Raw genomic sequence first — 26,384 nt, 5'->3', positions numbered from 1 at the left:
TCAGCCGTAGACGCCGCGGGCCTGGTCGCGCACGATGCGGCCGCTCTCGATCTCGATGACCCGGCGGCGCATCTGGTTCACGATGTTGGAGTCGTGCGTGACCATCACGACGGTCGTGCCGGTGCGGTTGATCCGGTCCAGCAGGCGCATGATCTCGATCGAGGTGTCCGGGTCCAGGTTTCCGGTCGGCTCGTCCGCGAGCAGGATCAGCGGACGGTTCACGAACGCCCGGGCGACGGCGACCCGCTGCTGCTCACCACCGGAGAGCTCGTGCGGGTAACGGTGCTCCTTGCCACCGAGTCCGACCAGCTCCAGAACCTCGGGCACGACCCGGCGGGCGACCGCCTTGGTCTTGCCGATCACCTCGAGGGCGAACGCCACGTTCTCGTACGCGGTGCGGTTCGGCAGCAGCCGGAAGTCCTGGAACACGCAGCCGATGGAACGCCGGAAGTGAGGTCGCTTCCAGGAACGCATCGACGTGACGTCCTTGCTGTTGACGACGACCCGGCCCTTGTTGGGCGAGACCTCGTGCAGCAGCAACTTGATGATGGTGGACTTGCCGGAGCCGGATGGACCGATGAAGAAGACGAACTCACCCTTCTCGATCGAGACGGACACGTTGTCGAGCGAAGGCCGGGACGCCTTCGGGTACGTCTTCGTCACTTGCTCAAGCTGAATCACGGGTCGTGAGTCTACGCGGTGTAACCGAGGAGCCAAGCCCCACGCCCCGCCGTTGCGAGTCGCGTCATCCAATTCGGGCGTACCGGGAAGATCGACGACGCGCTCCGCCCACGGTTGATCACGCAGCGTCGCCGGCGAGCTGCTGCTGCTTGCGCCACCGGATGCCCGCCTCGAGGAACTTGTCCAGGTCGCCGTCGAAGACCGCGGTCGGGTTGCCGGTCTCCTGCTCCGTCCGGAGGTCCTTCACCATCTGGTACGGGTGCAGGACGTACGACCGCATCTGGTCGCCCCACGAGCCGGCGGCGTCCGTCTTGAGGCCCTGGAGCTTGGCCTGCTCCTCCTGGCGCTTGCGCTCCAGCAGGCGGGCCTGGAGCACCCGCAGCGCGGACGCCTTGTTCTGCAGCTGGGACTTCTCGTTCTGACAGGTGACCACGATGCCGGTCGGGATGTGCGTGAGCCGCACGGCGGAGTCGGTGGTGTTGACGCTCTGCCCGCCCGGGCCGGAGGAGCGGTAGACGTCGACCCGCATCTCGTTCTCGGGGATCTCGATGCTGTCGGTCTGCTCGACCACCGGCAGCACCTCGACGCCGGCGAAGCTGGTCTGCCGGCGCCCCTGGTTGTCGAAGGGGCTGATCCGCACCAGCCGGTGGGTGCCCGACTCGACGCTGAGCGTGCCGTACGCGTAGGGCACCTTGACCGTGAAGGTGGCCGACTTCAGGCCCGCCTCCTCGGCGTAGGAGGTCTCGTAGACCTCCGTCGGGTAGCCGTGCCGCTCCGCCCAGCGCAGGTACATCCGCAGCAGCATCTCGGCGAAGTCCGCCGCGTCCACGCCGCCGGCGCCGGCCCGGATGGCGACCAGCGCCTCCCGGGAGTCGTACTCGCCGGAGAGCAGGGTGCGGACCTCCATCTCCTCGATGGCCTTGCCCAGTGAGGCGATCTCCGCCTCGACCTCGGTGAGCACTCCCGGGTCGGACTCCGCCTCGGCCAGCTCCAGCAGCACCTTGGCGTCGTCGAGCCCGGAGCGGAGGCTGCCGAGCTTGCTGATCTCGCCGTTGACGTACGACAACTGGGAGGTCACCTGCTGGGCCTTCGCCTGGTCGTCCCACAGGTCGGGCGCGGAGGCCTCCTGCTCCAGGCGGTCCTTGTCCGCGCGCAGCCGGTCGATGTCGAGCACCGCCTCGATGTTGCGCAGGGTGGCGTCGAGGCCCTTGAGCTGTTCGGCGTAATCGGCAGCGGTCACGACAGACAAGGGTACTGCTCGTGCGAGGAGTGAGCTTGCGAGCCCCGCAGTCACGAGCCAAAAAGACCCAGCTCGTGCGAGCAGCGGGCCTGCGAGCCCCGCAGTCACGAGCCAAAAAGACCCAGCTCGTGCGAGGAGTGAGCTTGCGAGCCCCGCAGTCACGAGCCAAAAAGGTTCCGGTGGGATGCCCTGTGGTCAGGCGACCGGGGCGCTCTTCAGCCAGGACAGGGCGGCCTTGTGGTAGGCGACGGCGAACTCCAGCGCGCTGGCGTCGTACGCGTCGCCCTCCTTCTTGGCGTTCTTGACCTGTTCCCGGACCTTGGCCAGGGCCTCGGTGTGGTATTCGTTGGCCGCGGCCTGGAGGTTCTTGAGCTGGCTGGCCGAGTGCAGCTCGCCGAAGGCGATCCGCAGGGCGATCGGGTTACGGATGGTGTCCCGCCCCGGCTCCTCGGCCAACCAGCGGGAGAATGTCCGTTTTCCCGCTGCGGTGATCGCGTACGGCTGGCTTGAGCGCGGGCCGGGCTTGCCCATCCGGACCAGGCCCCGCTCGGCCAGCACCGGCAGCTCCCGGTAGACCTGACTACGCGTCATCGACCAGTACGGCGCCAGTCGGCGCTCGGCGGCGGCCATCAACTGGCCACCTGTCATGGGGCCCTCGTGGAGCAGCCCGAGCAGGGCCGCCGCCGTGGGGTTGACTCCGGAATCCGCCATGCCCCTCACGCTGCCACTTTGCCGACGCGGCGTCCAGGATTTGGCATTTTCGCCACCCGGTCGGGTTCCTATGTGCACTGTCGGCGCGAGACAGTGCGTCGAGGAGGCGCGGAACGGTCACAGTCGGCTACGCAGCTCCCACAGCTCCGGGTAGAACCGGGTCTCCACCCGGGAGCGCAGATAAGCCCCGCCGGCCGAGCCCCCGGTGCCGGGCTTCGTGCCGATCTGCCGCTCGGCCATCAGCACGTGCCGGGCCCGCCACAGCGAGAACGCCTGGTCGTGGGCGACAAGCGCCTCCGCGAGGTCCCACAGCGGCCCGAACCGCTCCCGGTCCCCGGCGATCGTGGCGTACGCGGCGAAGCGCGACTCCTCCTCGGTGACGTCGAAACCGGCCCTGCCCAGCACCGCCAGGAAGCCGTCCCAGAGGCTCGGCTCGGCCAGCCGCCGCTCCAGGCGCTCCCGCTCGACGTCGGGAAGCCCCCGGAAGCGGCGCAGGTAGTCCGGGTCCTTGAGGCCGGAGAGGAACTCGATCTCCCGGAACTGGGCGGACTGGAAGCCCGAGGCCGGGGCGAGCTTGGTGCGGAAGGCCAGGAAGTCCTGCGGGGTCATCGTGTCGATCACGTCGACCTGACCGATCAGGACCCGTTCCACCACGTGGCAGCGCTCCAGCCGCACCCGGGGCAGGTAGGTCTCGCCGTCCAGCATCCGGTCCCGGGCGTCGGTCAGCTCGGAGAGCAGCAGTTTGAACCACAGCTCGTAGACCTGGTGAATGGTGATGAAGAGCAGCTCGTCGTGGGAGGCCGGGTCGGACTCCGGCACCTGGGCGGCCAGCAGGTCGGCCAGCCGCAGGTAGTCGGTGTAGGTGAGCAGGCCACCCTGCTCGCCGAAGTGGGGATCCTGCGCGGGGGTGGGGTGGGTCACAGCGGCCACGGTACCGCCGCCGCCCCACCCCCGCCCGCTGGCAAGGAAGGGCCCCTTCCTGTGCACGAGGCGTGGAGAAAGGGCCCTTCCTTACACCTCGACCTCAGCCCATGTGGGGGTAGGTGTGGTCGGTCGGCGCGACGAAGGTCTCCTTGATCGTCCGGGGCGACATCCACCGGACGAGGTTGTGCCAGGAGCCGGCCTTGTCGTTGGTGCCGCTGGCCCGGGCGCCGCCGAAGGGCTGCTGCCCGACCACGGCGCCGGTCGGCTTGTCGTTGATGTAGAAGTTGCCGGCCGCGTACCGCATCTTCTCGGCGACCGCGTCGACCACCCGGCGGTCCGTCGCGAAGATCGACCCGGTCAGGGCGTACGGCGCGATCGACTCGGCCTGGTTGACCACGTCGTCGAAGCGGCCGTCGTCGAAGACGTGCACGCCGAGGATCGGCCCGAAGTACTCGGTGGTGAACGTCTCGTGCGCCGCGTCGGTGCACTCGAACAGCGTGGGCCGGACGAACCAGCCGACGGAGTCGTCGGCGGTGCCGCCGGCGAGGACCCGGCAGGCGTCGTCGCCGGAGATCAGCTCCAGCGCGGCGCGGTGCCGGTCGAACGCCTTGGCGTCGATCACGGCGCCGCCGAAGTTGCCGAAGTCGGTGACGTCGCCGTAGGTGAGGGACTCCGCGGTGGCGGCCAGCCGGTCGCGCAGCCCGCCCTCCCACAGCGACCGCGGGACGTACGCCCGGGACGCCGCCGAGCACTTCTGGCCCTGGTATTCGAAGGCGCCACGGATCAGGGCGGTGTGCAGGGCGTCGACGTCGGCGCTGGTGTGCGCGACGACGAAGTCCTTGCCGCCGGTCTCGCCGACCAGCCGGGGGTAGCCCCGGTAGCGGGAGATGTTCTCGCCGACGGTCCGCCACAGGTGCTGGAAGACCTTCGTGGAGCCGGTGAAGTGGATGCCGGCCAGGTCCGGGTCGGCGAGCACCACGTCGGAGACCTCCTCGCCGCGCCCGGTGACCATGTTGATCACGCCGGGGGGCAGGCCGGCCGCCTCGAACAGCCGCATGGTGAAGTGCGCGGCGAACTGCTGGGTCGGGCCCGGCTTCCAGACCACGGTGTTGCCCAGCAGGGCCGGCGCCGAGGGCAGGTTGCCGGCGATGGCCGTGAAGTTGAACGGGGTGACCGCGTAGACGAAGCCCTCCAGCGGGCGGTGGTCGAAGCGGTTCCACACCCCCGGCGACGACATCGGCTGCGCCTCGAGCAGCTCCCGGGCGAAGTGCACGTTGAAGCGGAGGAAGTCGATGAACTCGCAGGCCGCGTCGATCTCGGCCTGGATGACGGTCTTCGACTGGCCGAGCATGGTGGCCGCGTTCAGCGTGTCGCGCCACGGGCCGGCGAGCAGCTCGGCGGCGCGCAGGAAGATCGCGGCCCGTTCCTCGAACGGCAGGGCCCGCCACATCCCGGCGGCGTCCTTGGCGGCCTTCACGGCGGCGCGGGCGTCGTCGTGGGTGGCGTGTGCGGTGACGCCGAGCACGTGCGCGTGCTTGTGCGGCTGCACGACGTTGATCGACTCGCCGCCGGCCATCCGCTGCTCACCGGCGATGGTCATCGGCAGGTCGATCCGCTCGGCGGCCAGCTCGGTCAGCCGCCGCTGGAGCCGTTCCCGGTCGGCACCGCCCGGCTCGTAGTTGCGGACCGGCTCGTTGCGCGGCTCGGGTACGGAGAACACAGCGTCCATCAAGGCTCCTGGCGATCTCGACAGCGGTGGCGAAACCGGACCCGCGGGCACCGGCCGGGTGACCGGCGCCGACGCCGTGCCGGGTTGACCGGTCACGGCAGCGGGACCTCTCCCCGATTCTTCCACGCCCCACCCCCGGCCCTTCCACCCTGCGCGGGGCGGGCGACGGGGGCGGGCGTGGTGGACGCGTACGCTGGGTGGCCGGTGAACTGCCGGCCCACCGGGGCCGGGCGTCCGTCGGAGGGAACACGATGACCAAGCAGCCCGGCAGCTCCGCAGCCGCGGAGTCGGACCGGTCGGCGCCGGCCGGCGACGCCGTTCCCGAGACGACGGACGCCGTCGGGAAAACCGCCGCCGCCGCGACGGACGCCGCCGGGGACACCGCCGCCGAAGCGCGGGACGCCACCGGCGCCGCACCGGTGGACGAGACCGACGCGACCGGGGCCGGCCCCTCCGTCGACCCGCGGGGCGGGACGGCGCTGCCGCTCGCGCCCGGTGCGCCGGTGCTGGCGCTCCTGGCGCTCGGGTGGCTGGCCGCGATGCTCTGGTCGACCCGCGAGGTGATCAGCTCCGCGGCGGCCGGGCTCACCGCCATCAGCCTCTCCGCGTTCGCCCTGCCGGGGGTGATCTCGGCGGCGCTGGTCGCCGGCGCCGGCTTCGCCCTCTTCGGTGTCGACCTGCTCGCCCGCCGGGGCAGCGAGCGGGTCACCCTGCGCTTCGTGGCGGCGATCGGCACCGGCCTGCTCGTCGGGCTCGCCGCCGCGTTCGCGATCAATCTGACGTACGCCGACAACGCGACCACCAACGTGATCGCCGCCACCACCGCCGCAGCGGCGACCGTCGGCGGGGCCGTCGCCGGCGCGCGTAGCGGGTCCGTGGTCGGGGCCGTGGTGGCCGCCGCCCTCGGCACGCTGATCTTCGTGGTGGCCTTCAGCCGGGCCCGCGACCCGCTCTTCGACCTGTTCGGCGGCGGCGACGGCCAGGAGTCGCTGCTGAGCGCGGCCAAGTGGGTGTCCCGCACCGAGTCCCTGCTCGCCGGCCTGGTGGCCGGGCTGCTGGCCTTCGGGTACCTGACCCTGGCCCGCCGCCGGTCCGCCCGGCTCGACGCGGCGGCGCCCGCGCCCCGCTGGCCCGCCTACCTGCTGGCCGGCGCCGGCCCGGGCCTGCTCCTGATCGTCGCCGAGGTGATCATCCGGGTCGGCGGGCGGTCCCTGCTCGACCTGGCCGGGGCGCTGAGCGAGGCGGACGCGGTGGCCCAGACTTCGCTGGGCACCTCCCGGATCGACAACGCCATCTGGGTGCTCTTCGTCGGCGCCCTGACCGCGATGATCGCCTTCGGCCGCACCCTCGGGCCGGCCCACGCCGACGACGACGAGCCGGTCGAGGCCGCCCCCACCCGCTGACCTCGCGGCACCCGGCACCGGCCGACATTCCGCCCGTCGGGCGGCGCAGGCGGCGCGCGGGAGGTCAGGAGGTGGCGCGGAGCAGCAGGTCCAGCTCGGTGACGTCGTACCACTCCAGCTCGTGGTCCTCGGCGCCGTCGACCGTGAACTGCGCGTCCGGGTCGCCGGCCAGGGCCTCGGTGACCGCCTCCGCCGCGGCGGAGACGTCCTCGACCGCGTCGGCGCCGTCCATGTGGACGGCCGCGACGGCGCCCACCGGCACGGGGGCACTCAGCTCGACCGCGCTGGAGCCCAGCTCCCCGTCGCCCCGGCCCACGGCCGAGGCGGGCAGGTCGACCGAGACGACGATCCGGCGGCGGGGCGCGTCGGGGTCGGCCCGGAGCAGCTGCAACGCGTCCTGAGCGGCCCGGGTGAAGGCGACGTACTCCAGCTCCTCCTCGTCGCCCTCGGCGTACCACTCCCGCAGGGTGGGGGTCACCGCGTGCGCGGCGGCCACCGGCAGCCCGGCGCCGCGCAGGAGGGTCAGCATCGGGACGGTCGCCGGCACGTACACCCGGACAAGCTCCTCGGTCACCGCTCGTCTCCCCCGCTCAGGTCCCTGCGCCGGCTTCCGCCGGCCCCGGCCGATCATGCCCTATCGCCGTGACCGTCATACACCGCGCACCTTCTGCGGTGGAAGCGTCCCACCGGTGTGTCCCGGGGCGGCTCGGCGCAGGTCGCGGCCGGGCGGCTGGGCCATGTCGGCCGTCGGTGGCAAACTGAAGCAAACGACGCCAACCCCGGGGGTTTCCGTGGAGCCGAGGTTCCTGCTGCTCTCCGACGTGGCCACCGAGCTGAACGTGTCGGACTCGCAGGTCTACCACATGGTGCGCAGCGGCGAGCTGCCCGCGATCAAGATCGGCGGGCGCGGCCAGTGGCGGGTGGAACGCGCCCGGCTGGAGGAGTACATCGAGCGCAAGTACGCCGAGACGGCCGACTGGGTGCGGAGCAACCCGCTGGCCGACCGCGACCCGGAGTAGCTGGACCACTCCGCAGGGGCATTGACCGCGAGCTCTGCCGTGCCCGAGAATGAAGCTTGTCGAAGGCAAACGAAGGCAAACGCAAGATCGTGGGAGGTTCCCGGATGACCGATCACCGCCGACCCGGGCCGGCGCGCCCTCCCGTGCGGCTACGCCCCGCCCCCTCGTTCGAGCCGCCGTTCACCGACGACGACGCCGCCCACTGGCCGGCCCCGGGCCACGCCCAGCTCGTCCTCGACCTGTTCGAGCCGTCCCGGCGCGAGGCCGACCGGCCGCCCGGCCGACGACAGCGGCCGGTACCGACCGGCCCCGGCCGTCGGCCCGCCGCCCCGCTGCCACTGGACGCGCTGGTGACCGCCACCCCCGAGGCGACCCGGGCCGCGCACCGGTTCGTCCGCACCTGCCTGGAGGTGCTCAACGGCTACCGCTCGCCCGGGCAGCTCAGGCCGCTGCTCGACCCGGCGCGGGCAGCCGGGCTGCTGCCCGAGCTGGCCCGCGCCACCGCCCGCTCCGGCCCGCTCCGCCGCCGGTCGACCCGCCCGGCCGTACGCCTGCTCCGGCTGCGGGTCTGCGAGCCGCGCACCGCCGCCGTCGAGGTGGCCGCGGTGCTCACCAGCACGGGCGGGCGTACCTGGGCGATGGCGTTGCGCCTGGAGCACCGCCGGGGCAGCTGGCTCTGCACGGCCCTCCAGGTGCTCTGAGCCATCGGGCTCCGGCCAGGCGCGCACGGTGCTCACCCACGATCCCGGGGTGGACCTGGTGCGCGCCGACCCGGCGGTCGCCGAGGTGCGCACCCCCCGGCCCGGGTGACCAGCCGCCCGGACGGTGGCCGAGACGGAAGCGAGCCGTGGTCCACGAGGACCACGGCTCGACTGCTCCGGCGGGCGCTGGCCCGCTCAGCTGCCTGTCACGCGCCGCCGTTGGGGGCGCCGTGGCAGCGCTTGTACTTCCGGCCGGACCCGCACGGGCACGGCGCGTTGCGGGACGGGCCGTTGCCGGCCTCCGCCTGCCCCGACGCCGCCCGCCGGTTGTTGCCGGCCGGGACGCCCGGGCCACGCAGACCCGACGCCGGACGCTGCGGCGCCGCCGGGGCGGTCGTGCCCGGCGCGGCCGGGGCGGCCGGTGCCGGACGACCGACGCCCAGCGCGGGCGCCTGCTGCTCGGCGTGCTCGACGGCCACCGCACCGGCGCCGGCCTCGCCGTCGATGGTCGGCGCGGAGTATTGCAGGCCCTGCTGCTGCGGGGCCCGACCCAGGCCCTTGGCCCGGATCTCGACCGGCTTGTCGAGCAGCTGGACCTCCTCGGCCTCGGGCTCCGGCTCGTTGACCTGGACCTCGAGGTTGTAGAGGAAGCCGACCGTCTCCTCCTTGATGCCGTCCATCATCGTCGCGAACATGTCGAAGCCCTCGCGCTGGTATTCCACCACCGGGTCGCGCTGGGCGTACGCCCGCAGGCTGATGCCCTCCTGGAGGTAGTCCATCTCGTAGAGGTGCTCGCGCCACTTGCGGTCGATGACCTGGAGCAGGACCATCCGCTCCAGCTGGCGGGTGCCCTCCTCGCCGAGCTGCTCCTCACGCCGGTCGTACGCGGCGTGCGCGTCCTCCTTGAGGCGGGAGAGCAGGAAGTCCGCGTCGATGCCGGCCCGCGAGCCGCCGGCCTCCTCCTCCAGCTCCTCGATCGTGATGCCCACCGGGTAGAGCTGCTTCAGGCTGGCCCAGAGCTGCTCCAGGTCCCAGTCCTCGCCGTAGCCGTCGGCGGTGGCCCCCCGCACGTACGCGTCGACGACGTCGTCGATCATGTTGCGGACCTGGTCGGAGAGGTCCTCGCCGTTGAGCACCCGCAGCCGCTCGGCGTAGATCACCTGGCGCTGCTTGTTCATGACCTCGTCGTACTTGAGGACGTTCTTGCGGATCTCGGCGTTCTGGCCCTCGATCTGGGCCTGCGCGCTCTTGATCTGCTTGGTGACCATCTTCGACTCGATGGGCACGTCCTCCGGGATGTTGAAGCGCTCCATGACCGCCTCGACGGCGCCGGAGCGGAAGCGCTTCATCAGCTCGTCCTGGAGCGAGAGGTAGAAGCGGGACTCGCCCGGGTCACCCTGCCGGCCCGACCGACCGCGCAGCTGGTTGTCGATGCGCCGGGACTCGTGCCGCTCGGTGCCCAGCACGTAGAGGCCACCGGCGGCGGCGACCTCCTCCGCCTCGGCGTCGCAGGCCTGCTTCCACTGGGGCAGGACCTCCTCCATCGCCTTGGCGTACTCCTCCTCCTGCTCGGCCGGGTCGAGGCCGCGCTGGCGCAGCTCGTTGGCGGCGAGGAACTCGGCGTTGCCGCCGAGCAGGATGTCGGTGCCACGACCGGCCATGTTGGTGGCGACGGTGACGGCGCCCTTGCGGCCGGCCTGGGCGACGATCTCGGCCTCACGGGCGTGGAACTTGGCGTTCAGCACGGAGTGCGGGATGCCGCGCCGGCGCAGCAGCTGGGAGATGATCTCGGAATTCTCCACCGAGACGGTGCCGACGAGCACCGGCTGACCCATCGCGTGCCGCTCGGCGATGTCCTCCACCACGGCGTTGAACTTGGCCTTCTCGGTCTTGTAGATCACGTCCGGCCGGTCCTGGCGGACCATCGGCCGGTGGGTCGGGATCGTCACCACACCGACCTTGTAGACCTTGTTGAACTCGCCCGCCTCGGTCTGGGCGGTACCGGTCATGCCGGAGAGCTTCTCGTAGAGGCGGAAGTAGTTCTGGAGGGTGATGGTGGCCAGGGTCTGGTTCTCCTGCTTGATCTCCACCCCCTCCTTGGCCTCGATCGCCTGGTGCATGCCCTCGTTGTAGCGGCGGCCGTGCAGGATGCGCCCGGTGAACTCGTCGACGATCAGGACCTCGCCGTCGCTGACGATGTAGTCCTTGTCGCGCTTGTAGAGCTCCTTGGCCTTGATGGCGTTGTTGAGGTAGCCCACCAGCGGGGTGTTGACCGACTCGTAGAGGTTGTCGATGCCCAGCCGGTCCTCGACCTTGGCCACGCCGCGCTCGGTGACGGCGATGGTGCGCTTGGAGTGGTCGACCTCGTAGTCGCCCTCGCCGTCCTTGCCGGCCTGGAGCCGGGCCACGACGCCCGCGAACTCGCCGTACCAGCGGGCGGAGTGCTCGGCCGGGCCGGAGATGATCAGCGGGGTGCGGGCCTCGTCGATGAGGATCGAGTCGACCTCGTCGACCACCGCGAAGTTGTGGCCGCGCTGGACCAGCTCTTCCTTCGACCACGCCATGTTGTCGCGCAGGTAGTCGAAGCCGAACTCGTTGTTGGTGCCGTAGGTGATGTCGCACTCGTAGGCGGCCCGGTGCTCGGTGGCCGGCCGGTTGGGCAGCACCACGCCGACGGTGAGGCCGAGGAACTCGTGCACCTGGCCCATCCAGGCGGCGTCCCGCTGGGCCAGGTAGTCGTTGACCGTGATGACGTGCACGCCGTTGCCGGAGAGCGCGTTGAGGTAGACCGGCATGACCGAGGTCAGGGTCTTGCCCTCACCGGTCTTCATCTCGGCGATGTTGCCGAAGTGCAGCGCCGCGCCGCCCATGACCTGGACGTCGTAGGGCCGCTGGCCGAGCACCCGGGCGGCCGCCTCGCGGCAGACCGCGAACGCCTCCGGCAGCAGGTCGTCGAGGGTCTCGCCGTCGGCGAGCCGCTCCTTGAACTGGTCGGTCATGCCGCGCAACTCTTCGTCGGTGAGGTTGACGTAGTCGTCCTCGATCGAGTTGACGGCGGCGGCGATGGCCTTGAGCCGGCGCACCATACGGCCCTCGCCCGCGCGGAGGACCTTTTCCAGAATCGACACGGATCAACGCTCCCCTAGACAGTCTCGAACCATCGTAGGCGCTCCATCGGCGCGATGGTCACTGGTGGCGGCCCTCCGAGCCGGCGAAACCGACATAACACGCCCGACTCGCGCCGCCCCGCCGAAATCCGGTTACGCCGTCCGCGAACGGTCCGGCACGATGGCTCGGGTGGAACCTGTCGAGATCACCGAGGACGGCCTGTTGCTGCGACCCTGGCGGGCGACCGACGCCGACGCGGTGCACCGGGCGTGCCAGGACCCGGACATCCAGCGCTGGACCACCGTACCGCGCCCGTACCTGCCCGAACACGCGCACCGGTTCGTGACCGAGGTGACCCCGGCGGACTGGGCGACGGGCGCCGGGGCGCCGTTCGCGGTCTGCGACGCCGCCACCGGCGAACTGCTCGCCTCCTGCGGGCTCGTCTCGATCGACACCGGCCTGCGTTCCGGCGAGATCGGCTACTGGACCGCGCCGTGGGCCCGGGGCGCGGGCGTGGCCGTCCGGGCCAGCCGGGCCGTCGCCCGCTGGGCGTTCGACGCGCTGGAGCTGCGCCGGCTGATCTGGCAGGCCGAGGTGGGCAACCACGCCTCCCGCCTGGTCGCGCTCCGGGCGGGCTTCCGCGTCGAGGGCCGGCTGCGGCTCGCCGACCCCGCCCCCGGCGGCAGTGCGGAGGGCTGGATCGGCTCCCTGCTCCCCGGCGAGGTGCCCGCCCCCGGGGAGACCGGTCCGGCCGGATCGGGCACCCTGGAGGCCCGTCGCGCCGCCATCTTCGGCGGGCCCCAGCCCGTCCTCTTCGCCACCGCCGGCGCCACCGAGCTGCGGCTGCGCCCGATGGAGGAGCGCGACCTGGACGCGGTCGTCGACACCTGCCGGGACCCGGAGAGCATCCGGTGGACCACCGTGCCCGACCCGTACGAGCGGGCGGACGCCGAGTCGTACCTGCACTTCGGCCGGGGCACCTGGGCCGGCGGCACCAGCGCCTGCTTCGTGGTCGCCGACGCCGAGGACCGGTACGTCGGCACGATCGACCTGCGGCTCTCCCCCGCCGACCCGCTGCTGGCCGACGTCGGCTTCATGGCCGCCCCCGCGGCCCGGGGCCGGGGCTACCTGTCGGCCGCGCTGACCGCGCTCAGCGCCTGGGGCTTCACCACGCTGGGCCTGGCCCGGATCGAATGGAAGGCAAACGTCGGCAACACCGCCTCCCGTCGGGTCGCCGAGAAGGCCGGCTTCACGGTCGAGGGCGTCGCCCGGGGCGGGCTCACCCACCGCGACGAGCGGGTGGACGTCTGGGTCGGCGCACTGCTCGCCGGGGACCTGACGTGACGCCCGAGGTGATCGAGGCCGACGGGGTGCGGCTGCGGCAGTTCCGCCCCGCCGACGCCGCCGACCTGGCCGCCGGCTGCGGCGACCCGGTCAACCTGCGGTTCAACCCCGGCATGCCGCAGCCGTACACCGAGGCCGACGCCCGCTGGTGGATCACCGAGGGCGCCCCGGCGGCCTGGGCCACCGGCGGGGCCGCGTACGCCATCGCCGACCGGACCACCGACCGGCTGGTCGGCGGCGCGGGCATCGGCCAGGTCGTGCCGCCGCGCCGGCAGGCGGAGGTGGGCTACTGGGTCGCGCCGTGGGCGCGGCGGCGCGGGATCGCCAGCGCCGCGACGCGGGCCCTGGCCGACTCCGCGCTCCGGCACGGTCTCCACCGGCTGGAGCTGATGACCCACGCCGAGAACCCGGCCAGCCAGCGGGTGGCGCTCGCCGCCGGCTTCACCCACGAGGGGGTACGCCGGGCGGCCGGCCAACTGCGGGGCGGCGGCCGGACGGACCTGCTCGCGTGGGTACGCCTCGCCGACGACCCACCCGGTCCCGCCCCCCGGCTCCTGCCGGACCTGCCCGACGGCCGGCTCACCGACGGCGTGGTGACCCTGCGCCGGCTCGGCCCGGACGACGTCGACGTGATGTACCGCCTGCACACGCGTCCGGAGGTGGTGGCGAACCAGGCCCCGCCGGTGCCGCCGACCCGGGCGGCCGTCGAGCGGCGTTGCCTGCTGGCCGAGAGCGCATGGCTCACCGGCAGCATCGCCCGGCTGCTGATCGTCGACGCGGTCACCGGCGAGCCGGCGGGCAGTTGCGGGCTCAGCCTCTCCGACCCGGCGGCCGGCGAAGGCTCGGTCGGCTACGCGCTGCTGCCCGACCAGCGGGGACGCGGGCTGGCCACCAGGGCGGTACGGCTCCTGGCCGGCTGGGCGTTCGGTCCGGCCGGGATCGCCCGGCTGGTCGCCGGCACCGTGCCCGCCAACACCGCCTCGCACGGGGTGCTGGAGCGGGTGGGATTCCGCCGGGAGGGTCTGCTGCTCGGGCGGCTGCCGGGACTGGCCGGCAGCCGCATCGACGACCTGGTCTTCGGGCTGCTCCCCGACGAACTCCGCTGACCCGCCCGCCCTCGGCGGCCGTGGTTGGCGGGTGGGCCGCCACCACGGCGCCGGAGGGTCAGACGGCGAGGGAGATGATTCCGTAGTCGTAGGCGTGCCGCCGGTAGACGACGCTCGGGCGGCCGGACTCCTTGTCCTGGAACAGGTAGAAGTCGTGGCCGACGAGTTCCATCTGGAACAGGGCTTCGTCGACGGTCATCGGCTCGGCGGGGTGCACCTTCTCCCGCGCGATGTGCCAGGGCTGGTCGTGTTCCTCCTCCTCGACCCGTTCGGCGACGGCGGTGGCCGTCCCGACGCCGTCGGGGGACGCGCCCAGCGGCGCGTCGAGGCCGGCCACCGGCAGGCCGGCGGTGGCTGCGGCGACGGAGAGCGGCGCGTGCCGGCCCCGGTGGACGCGGCGGCGGTCGGCCGCCCGGCGCAACCGGGTGTCCAGCTTGGCGATGGCCGCGTCGAGCGCGCTGTAGAAGTCGTTCGTGCAGGCCTCCGCCCGGATCACCGGGCCACGGGAAACGCAGGTGATTTCGACGCGCTGGCAGTGGTCGGCCTGGCGCGGATTGCGCTCGTGGAACAGCTCCACATCGACACGAATAAGTTTATGGTCGTAGCGTTCGATCTTCGCGAGTTTGTCCGCCACGTGCACCCGGTAATGATCCGGCACTTCGACGTTACGGCCCTTGACCACGATGTCCATGTGACCTCCCTAGTTCGGACGGTCGTTCGTTCCGGCATCCGGTCGCGCGCCCTGGGGGAGGCCCCACTCGGCGTCGACCGGTCAGTGCGGCTACGCCTCCTTTCACCACCGGGGGCGGATGGAAACACCTCCTACCCCCGACACGAAAACGCTAACTCCTGTTCCCTCGACAGTCACCCCCGGTCGCCGGGACAGCCAACAATTTTTCACAGCTCATACACCAACGGGTGAAACGGAAACACGCACCGTCACAAAGTGCGCCGTCGCTCGGTCGCGGCGAGCACCGCGGCGACCGTCGGTGACAGCCCGCTCGCGGTCAGCGCCCGCCCCACGGACGCGAGGGTGGACCCGGTGGTCAGGATGTCGTCGAGCACCACCACCGCCGCCCCGTCGGGCGCGGACGGGACCCGTGGGCGGACCCGGAAGGCCGCCTCGGCCGCCGCCGCCCTGCCGGCGCTGTCCAGCGTCACCGAGTCGGGGCGGGGCAGGGCCCGCAGCGGCCGCCGTACCCGCACCGGCCAGCCCGCCCGGCGCAGCCGGTCCGCGCAGTGCCGGGTCAGCCGGCCGAGGTGGTCGCCGTACCGGGCGCGGGCCGCCGCCGCGGTGTCCGGCACCGGCACCAGCGTCACCGGGCGGACCCCGCCCACCGCCGCCGCCACGACCTCGGCTAGCAGCGCCCCCAGCGGCCGGGCCAGCCCGTGCCGGCCGTGGTCCTTGTACGCCAGCAACGCCTCCCGCAGCGGGCCCGCGTACGGGCCGAGGGCGACGCAGGGCGGCAGGTCGGGCGGGGCAGGAGTGGGTCGTACGGCCCGGGGGCGCAGCGCGCCGAGCGCCGCCACGCACTCCGGGCAGACGCCGTGCCGAAGCCCCGGCCGGCGCTCGCGGCAACCGGCGCACTCCACGGGCAGCACCAGGTCGGTGAGGTCCGCCCAGAGCCCGCCGAGATCCCGCACGGAGATCAGTAGAGGAAGAAGGGGGCGGTCGGGTTGCCGGCGCGCGCCCCGGCCGAGGGCGGCGCGACCTCCTGCACCTGCTCGGGCTGGATCCGCTCGAACGGGCCGCTGCGGTACGCCACCCCGTTCGCCTCGTACATCGCGGCGCCGACGCGCCCCACGGCGTTCGCCGGGTACGCGGCCAGGTGCGTCACCCGGGCGCCGATCTTGTCCTCCAGCCGGCTCTCCCGCGCGCCGTCCACGCTGACCTCGTAGACCGCCGGGCGGCCGACCGCACCCGCGAGGACCAGGGTGTTCTCGCCGTACCAGTCGACGGCCGACAGGCTGGTCAGCCGGGTGTGCAGCCGACGGGCCGGGCCGGGCGTCGCCCCCGCGCCGTCGGGGCTGAGGGCGGCGACGTAGAGCGTGCCCCCGGCGATGACGGCGATCCGGTGCCCGTCCAGCGAGGCCGCCACCGCGGTAACCGGGCCGGGCACGCCCAGCGGCACGGCGGTGAGCTGCGCCTGGGCGTCGAAGCGGTAGAGGCTGCCATCGGCAACCACGAGCCCGGCCGGCTGCCCCCGGTACGTGGAGCGCAGCCAGACCGGCTGGCCCATGGCGGCGTACCCCTTGGCGCTGCGGGTGAAGGCGGCCACCGGGTCGGTGCCGGTGCCGACGGAGAGCCACTGGCGGCTTGCGTCGGAGACCACCAGCGCCGCCAGGATCTGGTTGTCGGCGCGGCTGAGCCCGGCGGAGACGACGTTACGGTTCGCCTTGGCGTCCACGGGCACCGGACCGGTCGGCTCTCCCGGGTAGGCCAGCGGGTGGACGGCGCCCTCGTAGACGCAGAACCGCTGGAAGCTCTCCGGGAGCTGGTGCACCGGGCGGTCCCGGCGGCGCCGCTCCAGGTCGGGGATCAACTCCTGGGACTGGTTGCGGATCTTGATGTCGAGCGGCCCGTCGAGGTCCGACAGCGACCAGGCGAGCTGCGTGCCGAGCTGCTCCAGCCGGGCCTTGTCCTCCGGCATCTCCAGGTCGACCTCCCAGCGGCCGTCCGTCCGGGTGGCGTTGTTGATCAGGCGGGTGCCGTCCGGCAGCCGGCGTACGGCCGTGCCGAGCCAGGCCGAGGGGCCGGCGGTCAGCCACTTGACCACCTCGCTGACCCGCCGCTCGTCCGGCACGGCGAGCGGCAGGTAGCGCTGGTCGGGGACGAGGCGGGTGCGGTCGTTGTTCCAGAAGTAGATCGTCCGGCTCTGGTAGTACGTCTCCAGCGCCTCGACGCTGAGCAGCAGCGCCGTCGGCGGGTTCGCCACGTACAGCCCGCCGTCCGTCAGGCCGTCCTGCCCGGCCTGGCTGCGCAGCTCGAAGGTGTAGGTCGTGGTGCTCGTCTCCGGCGGGGCCAGCGTGCCGTCCGTACGCAACTGCCCGACCTGCTGCACCTTGAGGGTGACCTCGGTGCGGTCCGGGGCGTAGACGGGTACCGGCTCCTCGGTGAGCCGGACGACGGCCAGCGTGACCTCGCTGCCCTGCTTGGTCTGGAGGCGTTCGCGGTCGGCCGGCACGATGAACTGCCGGACCCGCTGGTACGCCCCGTCCGGTTCGCCGGCCGCGGCGGAGAGGAAGTTCTGGACGAACTGCTCGGCGTCGGTGCCGGCCGCGGTGCGGCTCGGGGGCTCGCCCCGGCTGCCGCTGGTCGAGGCGCCCTCCGCCGCCGGCCCCGGCCCGTCCACCCGGACCTCGGTGTTCTCCGGAATGCCGCAGCCGGCCACGCCGCCCAGCAGCAGCGCGCCGCCGAGCAGGCCGGCGAGCAGCCGACGCCTCACGACCCCACCTCCGCGTGCCCGCCGTTGCCCGGCCGCCCCGGACCGACGGCCAGCGCGTCGTCGGCGCCCGGGCCGATCGCGAGGGCGCCTCCGGTGCCGGGGCCGATGGCCAGCCGCCCGCCCGGGCGGGGCCCGCCGAAGGGCAGCGTGGCGTCGGCCGGGACCAGCCGCAGCGGCGAGGTGGTCAGCCGGTCGCCGGCGCGCGACGGCAGGGTGAGCCGGAACTGGGCGCCCTGCCCGGGCGCGCCCCACGCCTCCAGCCAGCCGCCGTGCAGCCGGGCGTCCTCCAGGCTGATCGACAGGCCGAGCCCGGTGCCGCCGGTCTGCCGGGCCCGGGACGGGTCGGCCCGCCAGAAGCGGTTGAACACCAGCTTCTCCTCACCCGGCTTGAGGCCCACCCCGTGGTCGCGGACGGTGATCGCCACCGCCGTGTCGTCCACCCCGAGCGTGATCAGCACCGGTTTGGCCTCGCCGTGCTCGACGGCGTTGCCGACCAGGTTGCGCAGCACCCGCTCCACCCGCCGGGGGTCCACCTCGGCGATCACCGAGGTGCCGGGGACGTCCAACTCGATGGCCACCCCGACGCGCTCGGCGAGGCCGGCCAGTCGGTCGGCCACCCGGTGCACGACCGGCACCAGGTCGGTCGGCTCCGAGTCGAGCATTGCGAAGCCGGCGTCGAAGCGGCTGATCTCCAGCAGGTCGGTGAGCAGCTCCTCGAACCGGTCCAGCTCGGCCTGGAGCAGCTCGGCGCTGCGGGCCACCGCCGGGTCGAACTCGTCCCGCTCGGCGAAGATCAGGTCGGCGGCCATCCGGACCGTGGTCAGCGGCGTGCGCAGCTCGTGCGAGACGTCAGAGGTGAAGCGGCGTTGCAGCCGGGACATTTCCTCCAGCCGCAGGATCTGCCGTTGCAGGTTGGTCGCCATCTGGTTGAACGACGCCGCCAGCAGGGCGAGGTCGTCCTCGCCGTTGACCACCATCCGCTGGTCGAGCAGGCCGGCGGAGAGCCGCTGGGCCGTGCGGGCGGCCACCCGTACCGGGGTCACCACCAGCCGGGTGACCAGGCCGGCGAGCAGGGCGAGCAGGAGCACCAGGGCCGCTCCGGTGGCGGCCACGGTGCCCCGTACGTCGGCGGCCGTGGCGTCCTGCCGGGCCAGCGGCACGAGGTAGTAGAGCTCCACCTGGCCGAACCGGGTGGGCACCGGCGAGCCGTAGACCAGGTATTTCGTGCGCTCCTCGCCGAGGCGCCCGGTGCGGATCTGGCTGGCGACCTTGCCCCCGGCGACGGTCTCGCGCAGCTCCCGGCTGATCAGCGGGCGGACGTTGACCGCGGGCGAGGACCGGGGCTGGATGGCCCCGGTGTGGTTGTCGGCGGTGAGCGCCACGATGACGCCGGTGGTCTGCTGCGGATCACCGCCGGCCAGGTAGTTGACCGTGCCGTCGATGGTCTCCTGGAGCTGCCCCTCCTGCGGCTGGTTGTAGAGCCCGAACTGCTTCGCCGCGTAGTCCGCGCCGCTGCCCAGCCGTAGCCGTACGTCGGTCTCGACGTTCTCCACCAGGATGCCGGTGATCTTGTCGGCGATCAGGTAGGCGAAACCGCCCACCAGCAGGCTCGACGCGACCAGTGTGATGGTCACCACCCGCAGCTGGAGCGACCGGCGCCAGCTCTGGTGCAACCCGGCGAGCAGGCGCGCGGCCCGGCCGCTCACGCCACGCCACAGCTCCCGCGCGGCGACACGCCGGCGCGGAGCTGCCGTCGGGGGGTCCGGAATCGGGGAGGTGGCCACAGTGTGACCAGGCTATCCGGTGCCCGCCTTGTAGCCCACGCCCCGCACGGTGAGGATGATTTCCGGCCGCTCCGGATCCGGTTCGATCTTGGCCCGCAGCCGCTGCACGTGCACGTTGACCAGCCGCGTGTCCGCCGCGTGCCGGTAGCCCCAGACCTGCTCCAGCAGCACCTCGCGGGTGAAGACCTGGCGCGGCTTGCGGGCGAGCGCGACCAGCAGGTCGAACTCCAGCGGCGTCAGCTTCACCTCCTCGCCGTTGCGGCTGACGGTGTGCGCCGGCACGTCGATGGTGATCTGGTTGCCGGGCGGCCCGATGGTCAGCATCTCCGGGGCGACGTCCTCGCCCCGGCGCAGCCGCGCCCGCATCCGGGCGACCAGCTCCTTGGGCTTGAACGGCTTGACCACGTAGTCGTCGGCGCCGGACTCCAGGCCGAGCACCACGTCGACGGTGTCGCTCTTGGCGGTCAGCATGACGATCGGCACGCCCGACTCGGCCCGGATCGACCGCGCCACGTCGATGCCGCTCATGCCGGGGAGCATGAGGTCGAGCAGGACGATGTCGGGGCGGTTCTCGCGGAACGCGGCCAGCGCCCGCTCCCCGTCGGCGACGAAGGAGGGCAGGAATCCCTCGCTGCGCAGGACGATGCCGAGCATCTCGGCGAGCGCGGGGTCGTCGTCGACCACCAGTACCCGGGCTCTCATGGGGTTAATGTTTCCATCCCCTTCAGTTTGGTGGGATCCCCGTCACCCGGCACGGTACTGCCGTGGGACGTCGCCGCCCAGCAACAGGTGCCCGGCGTCGCCGCCCCGACGTGCGGGTCCACCCGATCGGAACGGGCGTGTCACCATGATCCCCGCGTGCGCCGTCACGCGCCACCGCCGTCCGTCCCCAGGAGTACGCGTGCCCGACGCCGGCCCGACCGCCGTGCTCCCGCGCCGTCCCCTCACGGTCGGCGAACTGCTGGACTCCGCGGTCCTGCTGCTGCGGGGCCAGGCCCGGGTGCTGGTGCCGGTCGCCCTCGTGCTGGCCGTGGCCGAGCAGCTCCTGCTGCACCCGCTGCGGCTCGCCGCCGACACGGCGCCACCCGCCTGGCTGCCGGAGTTCGGGCGGTTCGGCGCGTACTGGCTGCTGCTGGCGGTGGGGGCGGCGACCGAGGCGGTGATCGTCCTGCTGCTCGGAAATCCGGCCGCCCGGGCCGCCGGGGCCGCCCTGTTCGGCCGCGCGCCGGGCCCGCGGGAACTGCTCCGCCCGGCCGGCGCGCGCTGGGGCGCCACCGCGCTGCTCGCCGTGCTCGTTGGCGTGGTGATGTGCGGGGTGGCGCTGTTCGGGCCGGCGTGGATCGTCGGGTTCGCCCTGCTCGGCGCCGTGGCGCCGGCGCTGGTCGTCGACCGGGTGCATCCGCTGCGCGCCCCGCTGCGCGCCGCCGCCCTGGCCGTCCGCGGCGCCGGCCGGGCCGGCTGGATCCGGCTGCTCGGCTACCTCGTGTGGTGGATCGTGCGCGTCGGCCTCGGCGTCGGCGTCTACGTCGGGCTGGACTCGTTCGACCTCGTCGACCGCGCCTGGGCCGGGTGGCTGTCGCTGGCTGTCTGGGCGGGCGTGAACAGCGTCGCCTACCCGACCCTGGCCTGCCTGGACGCGGTGCTGCACCTGGAGACCCGGATGCGTACCGAGGGGCTGGACATCCGGCTGTCCCGGGCCCGGCCGGGCACGCCGGAGACCGTCCTGCTGGCGGCCGGGCGATGAGCCTCAGCCGGTGGTGGACCGAGACCACGGCGGCGCTCGGCGACCGGGTGCCGCTGCCCCTGGCCGCCCTGCTGCTGGTGCTCGCCGCGGTGCTGGTCGCGGTCGGCTGGTACACGTTCCCGGCCTGGGTCCCCCGGCGGCTGCCCCGGCTGCGTCGACGCCGCAGGGAGACCGCGCCGTCGGACGCCCCGCCGCCGGTCGTCCCCGCTCCCCGCGAGCCCGAGCTGCCCGCCGCCGCGTACGTCTCCCTCGCGGACCGGTTCGCCGCCGAGGGCCGGTACGCCGAAGCCGTCCGGGAGCGGCTGCGCGCGATGGTCCGGGAGCTGGCCGCCCGGCACGTGGTGCAGCCGCAGCCCGGCATGACCGTCGCCGAGCTGGTGCGGGCCGCGACGGACACCCGACCCCAGGTGGGTCCACCGCTGAGCGCCGCCGGCGCGATCTTCTCCGAGCTCTGGTACGGCCAGCGCCCCGCCTCCGTCGAGCACGACCACCGGATGCGGGAGCACGCCGCCGACCTGGAGCGGCTGCTGACCGGGCGACCCGAGGACGGGCCACGACCATGAGCGCACAGGCCACCGCCGTACCACCGGCGCCCCGCGCGGACGTCGCCCCCCGGCGGCGGCGCCGCTGGCACCGGCTGCTGATCCCGCTGGGCCTGGCCGCTGCGCTGCTGGCCACCACCCTGATCACCCACGCGGTCGACCAGCCCGACCCCGGCGACCAGGGCTTCCTCTCGCCGGTCGCGACGGGGGACGACGGCGGCAGCCGGCTCGCCGACGCGCTGCGCGGGCAGGGCGTGACCGTGCAGCGGGAGACGGACACGCTGCGCGCCCTGCTGGCCGCCCGCGGCGGGGCGGCCACGCTCTTCGTGCCCGCGCCGACGCTGCTGCACCCGGACACGGTCGGCGCGTTGGACTCGCTGCCCTCGACCACCAGGCTGGTGCTTGTGGACCCGTCGCGACGGGTGCTGGAGGCGGTCAGGCTGCTGCCGGTGCAACCGGCCGGTCGCCGGTGGGCCGCGCAGGCGGTGGGGCCGGACGCGCGGGGCCTGCCCTGCCCGCTGCCCGAGTTGCGGCAGCTCGGACGCGTGGCGGTCGGGCTGCAACGCTACGCGCTCGCCCCGGGCGCGTCGGCGCCCGTCGGGTTCTGCTTCGCCGACGGGCTCGCCCTGCTGCCCCGGGTCCCCGAGAGCACCGTGGCGGTGGGCGCCAGCGATCCGTTCCGCAACGACCGGATCGACGAGTGGGACAACCGGGCGTTCGCCACCGCGCTGCTCGGCGGGACCGGCCGGGTGGTGTGGCTCGACCTGGACGGCCCCGAACCCCCGCCGGTCTTCGGCGACGGCAGCAGCGGCAGCCCGGCCTGGTCGCCGACGCCGGGCGGCTCCACCGGGTACGACGGCCCGGGCGGCGGCACCGGCACCGGGGACGGGGACGGGGACGGGCGGCCCGGCGACCCGGGCGGGGAGACCGACGACGACAGCGAGGGCCGGGGCGAGGACCGGGCCGGCAGGCCCGACCCGCCGAACCCGCTCTGGTCGGCCTTCCCCGGCTGGCTGTGGGCGTTGCTGGCCCAGCTCGCCCTTGCCGCCCTGCTGGCCGCGCTCTGGCGGGCCCGCCGCCTCGGCCCGCCGGCGGTGGAGCCGCTGCCGGTCACGGTCCGCTCGGCGGAGACGGTGCTCGGCCGGGCGCGGCTCTACGAGAAGGCGGGCGCCCGGGACGCGGCCGCGCGGACACTGCGGAGCGCCGCCCTGGACCGCCTGACCCCCCGGCTGCACCTGCCGCCGACCGCGCCGCCGGCCGACGTGGCCGCCGCGGTCGCCGCCCGCACCGGCGACGACCCCCGGTGGACCGACGAGGTGCTGCACGGCGCCGGGCCCGAGACCGACCAGGACCTGCTGGACCTGGCCCGCGCGCTGGACCGGCTGACCCGCGTCGCCGCCCCGCACGCCCCCGACGGACCGCCCCCACCCGCCGAGACGCCGCCACCGGCCGCCTACGGGCCGCCACCGCCCGCCGCATCGCCCGCCGTGGGGCCGCCCCCGCCAGCCGCACCGCACCCGCACCGAGCCGAAGGAGACCCCCGGTGACCCGACCCGCCGGTACCGCCGAGCCGCCGACCATCGACCCCGTCGACCCCCGCGCCGCCCTGCACCGGCTGCGCGCCGAGGTCGCCAAGGCGGTCGTCGGGCAGGACGCGGTCGTCACCGGCCTGGTCATCGCCCTGCTCTGCCGCGGGCACGTGCTGCTGGAGGGCGTGCCGGGCGTGGCCAAGACCCTGCTGATCCGCACCGTCGCCACCGCCCTCGACCTGGGGTCCAAGCGGGTGCAGTTCACCCCGGACCTGATGCCGGGCGACGTCACCGGCTCGCTGATCTTCGACCCGCGCACCGCCGCCTTCACCTTCCGCGAGGGGCCGGTCTTCACCAACCTGCTGCTCGCCGACGAGATCAACCGGACGCCGCCGAAGACCCAGTCGGCGCTGCTGGAGGTGATGGAGGAGCGGCAGGTCTCGGTGGAGGGCGAACGGCGGCCGCTGCCCGACCCGTTCATCGTCGCCGCCACCCAGAACCCCATCGAGTACGAGGGCACCTATCCGCTGCCGGAGGCGCAGCTCGACCGGTTCCTGCTCAAGCTCACCGTGCCGCTGCCCAACCGGGACGAGGAGCTGGGCGTGCTCCGCGCGCACCACGCCGGCTTCGACCCGCGCGACCTGACCGCTGCCGGCGTACGGCCGGTGGCCGACGCGGCCGACCTGGCGGCGGCCCGGGCGGCGGTCGGCCGGGTGCACGTGGCCGAGCCACTCTTCGGTTACGTCGTCGACCTCTGCCGGGCCACCCGCAACACCCCGGCGCTGGAGCTGGGCGCCTCGCCCCGGGGCGCCACCGCGCTGCTCAACACGGCCAAGGCGTGGGCCTGGCTGGCCGGCCGCGACCACGTCGTACCGGACGACGTGAAGGCGGTCGCCCGGCCGACGCTGCGGCACCGGCTGCGGCTGCGCCCCGAGGTGGAGCTGGAGGGCGTCGGCGTGGACCAGGTGCTGGACACGGTGCTCGCCACCGTGCCGACGCCGCGATGACCTGGCGGGCGGCGCTCCTGCTGGCGGTCGGCGCGCTGACCCTGCCGGCCTGGCCGTCGCCGTTCGCCGGGCTGCTGGTGATGACCGGGGCGGTGCTGCTGCTGGTGCTGCTCGACCGGGCGCTGGCCGCGCCGCCGGGAGCGCTCACGGCCGCCCGGCAGGGGGACCGCGCGGTCCGGCTCGGCGGCACCGCCACCGTCGCGCTGCTGCTGCACAACCCCTCCGGCCGTACGCTGCGGGCGCGCGTCCGCGACGCCTGGGTGCCCTCCGCCGGCGCCCGCCCCGACGTGCCGCCGGGACAGCTCGTGCGCGTCGAGCCGGGCGCGACGGTGGCGCTGCCCAGCCGGCTGACCCCGCTGCGGCGGGGCGACCGGCCGGCGGTGGCGCTGACCGTGCGCTCGTTCGGGCCGCTGGGGCTCGGGTTCCGGCAGCGCTCCGGGCGGCCGGCGACCCCACCGTGGACGCTGCGCGTGCTACCCCGATTCGACTCCCGCCGGCACCTGCCGGAGAAGCTGTCCCGGCTGCGGGTCATCGACGGCACCCAGGTGAGCCGGGGGCGGGGGCAGGGCACCGAGTTCGACACCCTCCGCGAGTACGTGGTCGGCGACGACGTGCGCTCGATCGACTGGCGGGCGAGCGCGCGCCGCGCCGACGTGCTGGTGCGCACGTGGCGGCCGGAGCGGGACCGCCGGCTGCTGTGCGTGCTCGACACCGGGCGGACGTCGGCGGTGCGGGTCGGCGACGAACCCCGGCTGGACACCGCGATCGACGCCGCGCTGCTGCTCACCGCCCTCGCCGCCCGCGCAGGCGACCGGGTCGACCTGCTCGCGGCCGACGCGGCGGTACGGGCCACGGTCACCGGCACCGGCGGCCCGGCCCTGCTCCCCCGGGTGGTGCACGCCCTCGCCCCGCTCCAGCCGACGCTTGTGGAGACGGACTTCGACCTGATCGCGGGCGAGCTGCTGCGCTGGCAGCGCCAGCGCAGCCTGGTGGTGCTCTTCACCGCGTTGGAGGCCGGCGCCCTCGGCGAGGGGCTGCTGCCGGTGCTCCCCCGGCTGGCCGCCCGGCACAGGGTGGTGATCGCGGCGACGCACGACCCGGTGCTGACCGCCCTCACCACCACCGTCCCGCAGCGCCCGGCGGACGCCTACGCCGCAGCGGCGGCCTGGCGCACGCTCGCAGAACGCGACCGGGTCCGCGTCGCCCTGGCCCGCCACGGCGTGACGGTAGTGGACGCCCCGGCCGGCCGCCTGGCCCCCACCCTGGCCGACACCTACCTCCGCCTAAAGGCCCTGGGCCACCTCTGACCGGGTTCGTCCGGCGCCCCACCGCCAGATCCCGTTGATCATGAAGTTATTGCCCGTCCGCTCGGCGTGTCACGGCAACAACTTCATGATCAACGGGATCTGGGTGGGTGGCGCGGCGGCCGAGGAGCACCACGTACGCCAGGAAGGCGAGCCAGACGGCGGCGCCGACGGCCACGCGGAGCGGAATGGGCACGGGCGCGGGGGTCACGAACGCCTCGATGACGGCGGAGACCGCGAAGAGCCCCACCAGCCCGACGGCGACCAGGACGCCCTCGCGTCCCGCCCGGGCCACCGACTGGCCCCGGGTGAGCTGCGTGGGCGGCGCGATCCACGCCCACCCGATGCGCAGGCCCACCCCGGCGGCCACGAAGACGCCGGTGAGTTCCAGCAGCCCGTGCGGGGTGATCAGGCCGAAGAAGACGTCCGCGCGGCCGTAGGCGACCATCACCCCGCCGACCACGCCGATGTTGAGCGCGTTCTGCCAGAGCAGGTAGAGCACCGGGACGATCAGCACCCCGGCGGCGAGGCACTGGGCGGCGAGCCAGGCGTTGTGCGTCCACAGGTGGAAGGCGAACGTCGGCGCGGAGAACTCGGTGTAGTAGCCGGCGAAGCCGGACTCGACCAGGTCGGCGGCCGCCGCCTCGCCGATGAAGGCCGCCGCCGTCTGCGGGTTGCCCGCGACGAACCAGATGAGGAAGAGGCTGAGCAGGCTGAACCCGGTCGCCACCCCGCACCACCAGGGCCAGGCGCGGTAGACCGCGGCGGGGAAGCCGGCCACGAAGAACCGCCCGACCGCCGCCCACGACGGGCGCGGGCGCCCGGTGAGCCGGGCCCGGGCGCGCAGCACCACCTGGGAGAGCTGGCTGACCAGCGCCGGGTCGGGTGAGCGGCTGCGCAGCACCGACAGCTGGGTGGTCGCCCGCTGGTAGAGGGCGACCAGCTCGTCGACCTCGGCGGCGTCGAGCCGGCCGCGCCCGGAGAGTTCCTCCAGCCGTTGCCACTGCCCGCCGTGTTCCGCGACGTACGCGTCGAGATCCACCGTCACCCCCGTCCGGCGAT

At 73.9% G+C, this 26,384-nt stretch carries 23 protein-coding genes; 10 read left to right on the top strand and 13 right to left on the bottom strand.

Translation table 11 applies throughout. The features are described from left to right. The 5 genes from ftsE to pruA form a co-directional block, all read right to left on the bottom strand. On the bottom strand, window positions 1-681 hold the full coding sequence (ftsE, locus tag AB0B83_RS01410; RefSeq protein WP_089001878.1) for a cell division ATP-binding protein FtsE: 681 nt from the start codon (window positions 679-681) through the stop codon (window positions 1-3). A 118-nt stretch (window positions 682-799) separates the two neighbouring features. Continuing rightward, window positions 800-1,921, bottom strand: a complete 1,122-nt coding sequence (gene prfB / locus AB0B83_RS01405) for a peptide chain release factor 2 (RefSeq protein ID WP_311414173.1) — start codon at window positions 1,919-1,921, stop codon at window positions 800-802. 195 nt (window positions 1,922-2,116) lie between these two features. Next, window positions 2,117-2,632, bottom strand: coding sequence for a PadR family transcriptional regulator (locus AB0B83_RS01400; protein ID WP_357576468.1), 516 nt, complete (start codon window positions 2,630-2,632; stop codon window positions 2,117-2,119). A gap of 117 nt (window positions 2,633-2,749) precedes the next feature. Beyond that, window positions 2,750-3,553, bottom strand: a complete 804-nt coding sequence (locus tag AB0B83_RS01395) for a tryptophan 2,3-dioxygenase family protein (RefSeq protein ID WP_151456887.1) — start codon at window positions 3,551-3,553, stop codon at window positions 2,750-2,752. Between the two features lie 103 nt (window positions 3,554-3,656). Next, complete coding sequence (gene pruA, locus AB0B83_RS01390; protein WP_357576467.1) at window positions 3,657-5,285, bottom strand: L-glutamate gamma-semialdehyde dehydrogenase; 1,629 nt, start codon at window positions 5,283-5,285, stop codon at window positions 3,657-3,659. A 251-nt stretch (window positions 5,286-5,536) separates the two neighbouring features. On the opposite strand from pruA, the gene AB0B83_RS01385 reads away from it, so the two are divergent. Beyond that, window positions 5,537-6,688: a hypothetical protein gene (locus AB0B83_RS01385; RefSeq protein ID WP_357576466.1), complete on the top strand. Its 1,152-nt coding sequence runs from the start codon at window positions 5,537-5,539 to the stop codon at window positions 6,686-6,688. A 64-nt stretch (window positions 6,689-6,752) separates the two neighbouring features. Here the strand turns inward: AB0B83_RS01385 and AB0B83_RS01380 are convergent, their stop codons facing one another. Next, window positions 6,753-7,262, bottom strand: a complete 510-nt coding sequence (locus AB0B83_RS01380; RefSeq protein ID WP_357576465.1) for a hypothetical protein — start codon at window positions 7,260-7,262, stop codon at window positions 6,753-6,755. Between the two features lie 217 nt (window positions 7,263-7,479). Here AB0B83_RS01380 and AB0B83_RS01375 point away from each other — a divergent pair, with 217 nt between their 5' ends. After that, window positions 7,480-7,707: a helix-turn-helix domain-containing protein gene (locus tag AB0B83_RS01375; RefSeq protein ID WP_121396459.1), complete on the top strand. Its 228-nt coding sequence runs from the start codon at window positions 7,480-7,482 to the stop codon at window positions 7,705-7,707. Between the two features lie 104 nt (window positions 7,708-7,811). Beyond that, window positions 7,812-8,408 (top strand): Rv3235 family protein, encoded by a 597-nt coding sequence (locus AB0B83_RS01370; RefSeq protein WP_357576464.1) that lies wholly within the window; start codon window positions 7,812-7,814, stop codon window positions 8,406-8,408. 206 nt (window positions 8,409-8,614) lie between these two features. Here AB0B83_RS01370 and secA read toward each other — a convergent pair whose 3' ends face one another. Continuing rightward, the gene (gene secA / locus AB0B83_RS01365) at window positions 8,615-11,536 is read right to left on the bottom strand and encodes a preprotein translocase subunit SecA (RefSeq protein ID WP_357576463.1); all 2,922 of its coding nucleotides are present in this window, start codon (window positions 11,534-11,536) and stop codon (window positions 8,615-8,617) included. 160 nt (window positions 11,537-11,696) lie between these two features. Between secA and AB0B83_RS01360 the strand changes: the two genes are divergently transcribed. Further along, window positions 11,697-12,860, top strand: coding sequence for a GNAT family N-acetyltransferase (locus AB0B83_RS01360; RefSeq protein ID WP_357576462.1), 1,164 nt, complete (start codon window positions 11,697-11,699; stop codon window positions 12,858-12,860). Further along, window positions 12,857-13,966 (top strand): GNAT family N-acetyltransferase, encoded by a 1,110-nt coding sequence (locus tag AB0B83_RS01355; protein ID WP_357576461.1) that lies wholly within the window; start codon window positions 12,857-12,859, stop codon window positions 13,964-13,966. Before AB0B83_RS01360 ends, AB0B83_RS01355 begins: the two co-directional genes overlap by 4 nt. A 58-nt stretch (window positions 13,967-14,024) precedes the next feature. On the opposite strand, the gene raiA is transcribed toward AB0B83_RS01355, so the two are convergent. The 5 genes from raiA to mtrA form a co-directional block, all read right to left on the bottom strand. Further along, a complete protein-coding gene (gene raiA / locus AB0B83_RS01350) occupies window positions 14,025-14,657 on the bottom strand; it encodes a ribosome-associated translation inhibitor RaiA (RefSeq protein ID WP_357576460.1) in 633 nt (210 codons plus the stop codon). Window positions 14,658-14,905: 248 nt separating this feature from the next. Further along, window positions 14,906-15,610, bottom strand: a complete 705-nt coding sequence (locus AB0B83_RS01345; RefSeq protein WP_357576459.1) for a ComF family protein — start codon at window positions 15,608-15,610, stop codon at window positions 14,906-14,908. 5 nt (window positions 15,611-15,615) lie between these two features. After that, the gene (locus tag AB0B83_RS01340) at window positions 15,616-17,412 is read right to left on the bottom strand and encodes an LpqB family beta-propeller domain-containing protein (protein WP_357576458.1); all 1,797 of its coding nucleotides are present in this window, start codon (window positions 17,410-17,412) and stop codon (window positions 15,616-15,618) included. Beyond that, on the bottom strand, window positions 17,409-19,196 hold the full coding sequence (gene mtrB, locus AB0B83_RS01335) for an MtrAB system histidine kinase MtrB (protein ID WP_357576457.1): 1,788 nt from the start codon (window positions 19,194-19,196) through the stop codon (window positions 17,409-17,411). Before mtrB ends, AB0B83_RS01340 begins: the two co-directional genes overlap by 4 nt. Window positions 19,197-19,208: 12 nt before the next feature. After that, a complete protein-coding gene (gene mtrA / locus AB0B83_RS01330; protein ID WP_089001893.1) occupies window positions 19,209-19,898 on the bottom strand; it encodes an MtrAB system response regulator MtrA in 690 nt (229 codons plus the stop codon). Window positions 19,899-20,097: 199 nt separating this feature from the next. On the opposite strand from mtrA, the gene AB0B83_RS01325 reads away from it, so the two are divergent. From AB0B83_RS01325 to AB0B83_RS01305, 5 genes are read left to right on the top strand one after another with little or no spacing between them, the layout of a single operon-like run. Continuing rightward, the gene (locus AB0B83_RS01325) at window positions 20,098-20,940 is read left to right on the top strand and encodes a hypothetical protein (protein ID WP_357576456.1); all 843 of its coding nucleotides are present in this window, start codon (window positions 20,098-20,100) and stop codon (window positions 20,938-20,940) included. Next, window positions 20,937-21,503 carry a DUF4129 domain-containing protein gene (locus AB0B83_RS01320; protein WP_357576455.1) on the top strand — a complete coding sequence of 189 codons (567 nt, stop codon included), beginning with the start codon at window positions 20,937-20,939 and terminating at the stop codon, window positions 21,501-21,503. The genes AB0B83_RS01325 and AB0B83_RS01320 overlap by 4 nt, the downstream gene beginning before the upstream one ends. Next, window positions 21,500-23,029 (top strand): DUF4350 domain-containing protein, encoded by a 1,530-nt coding sequence (locus AB0B83_RS01315; protein ID WP_357576454.1) that lies wholly within the window; start codon window positions 21,500-21,502, stop codon window positions 23,027-23,029. The genes AB0B83_RS01320 and AB0B83_RS01315 overlap by 4 nt, the downstream gene beginning before the upstream one ends. Continuing rightward, entirely contained in the window at window positions 23,026-24,018 is a 993-nt protein-coding gene (locus tag AB0B83_RS01310) for a MoxR family ATPase (RefSeq protein ID WP_207913964.1), read from the top strand. Before AB0B83_RS01315 ends, AB0B83_RS01310 begins: the two co-directional genes overlap by 4 nt. Further along, the gene (locus AB0B83_RS01305; protein WP_357576453.1) at window positions 24,015-25,325 is read left to right on the top strand and encodes a DUF58 domain-containing protein; all 1,311 of its coding nucleotides are present in this window, start codon (window positions 24,015-24,017) and stop codon (window positions 25,323-25,325) included. Before AB0B83_RS01310 ends, AB0B83_RS01305 begins: the two co-directional genes overlap by 4 nt. A 46-nt stretch (window positions 25,326-25,371) precedes the next feature. Here AB0B83_RS01305 and AB0B83_RS01300 read toward each other — a convergent pair whose 3' ends face one another. Next, a complete protein-coding gene (locus tag AB0B83_RS01300; RefSeq protein WP_357576452.1) occupies window positions 25,372-26,370 on the bottom strand; it encodes a stage II sporulation protein M in 999 nt (332 codons plus the stop codon). Window positions 26,371-26,384: the final 14 nt, after the last annotated feature.

Source organism: Micromonospora sp. NPDC049060, assembly GCF_040649055.1.
In the GTDB taxonomy this organism is placed as follows: Bacteria; Actinomycetota; Actinomycetes; order Mycobacteriales; family Micromonosporaceae; genus Micromonospora; species Micromonospora reichwaldensis.
The sequence above is the reverse complement of the archived record's forward strand: the minus strand, read 5'-3'. Positions and strand labels throughout refer to the sequence as shown.

Excerpts from the sequence above, each read along its gene's own strand:
- AB0B83_RS01400 (WP_357576468.1), bottom strand. The coding sequence starts at position 2,632 with ATGGCGGATTCCGGAGTCAACCCCACGGCGGCGGCCCTGCTCGGGCTG.
- pruA (WP_357576467.1), bottom strand. The coding sequence starts at position 5,285 with ATGGACGCTGTGTTCTCCGTACCCGAGCCGCGCAACGAGCCGGTCCGC.
- AB0B83_RS01385 (WP_357576466.1), top strand. The coding sequence starts at position 5,537 with ATGACCAAGCAGCCCGGCAGCTCCGCAGCCGCGGAGTCGGACCGGTCG.
- AB0B83_RS01370 (WP_357576464.1), top strand. The coding sequence starts at position 7,812 with ATGACCGATCACCGCCGACCCGGGCCGGCGCGCCCTCCCGTGCGGCTA.
- AB0B83_RS01360 (WP_357576462.1), top strand. The coding sequence starts at position 11,697 with ATGGCTCGGGTGGAACCTGTCGAGATCACCGAGGACGGCCTGTTGCTG.
- raiA (WP_357576460.1), bottom strand. The coding sequence starts at position 14,657 with ATGGACATCGTGGTCAAGGGCCGTAACGTCGAAGTGCCGGATCATTAC.
- mtrA (WP_089001893.1), bottom strand. The coding sequence starts at position 19,898 with ATGAGAGCCCGGGTACTGGTGGTCGACGACGACCCCGCGCTCGCCGAG.
- AB0B83_RS01320 (WP_357576455.1), top strand. The coding sequence starts at position 20,937 with ATGAGCCTCAGCCGGTGGTGGACCGAGACCACGGCGGCGCTCGGCGAC.
- AB0B83_RS01315 (WP_357576454.1), top strand. The coding sequence starts at position 21,500 with ATGAGCGCACAGGCCACCGCCGTACCACCGGCGCCCCGCGCGGACGTC.
- AB0B83_RS01305 (WP_357576453.1), top strand. The coding sequence starts at position 24,015 with ATGACCTGGCGGGCGGCGCTCCTGCTGGCGGTCGGCGCGCTGACCCTG.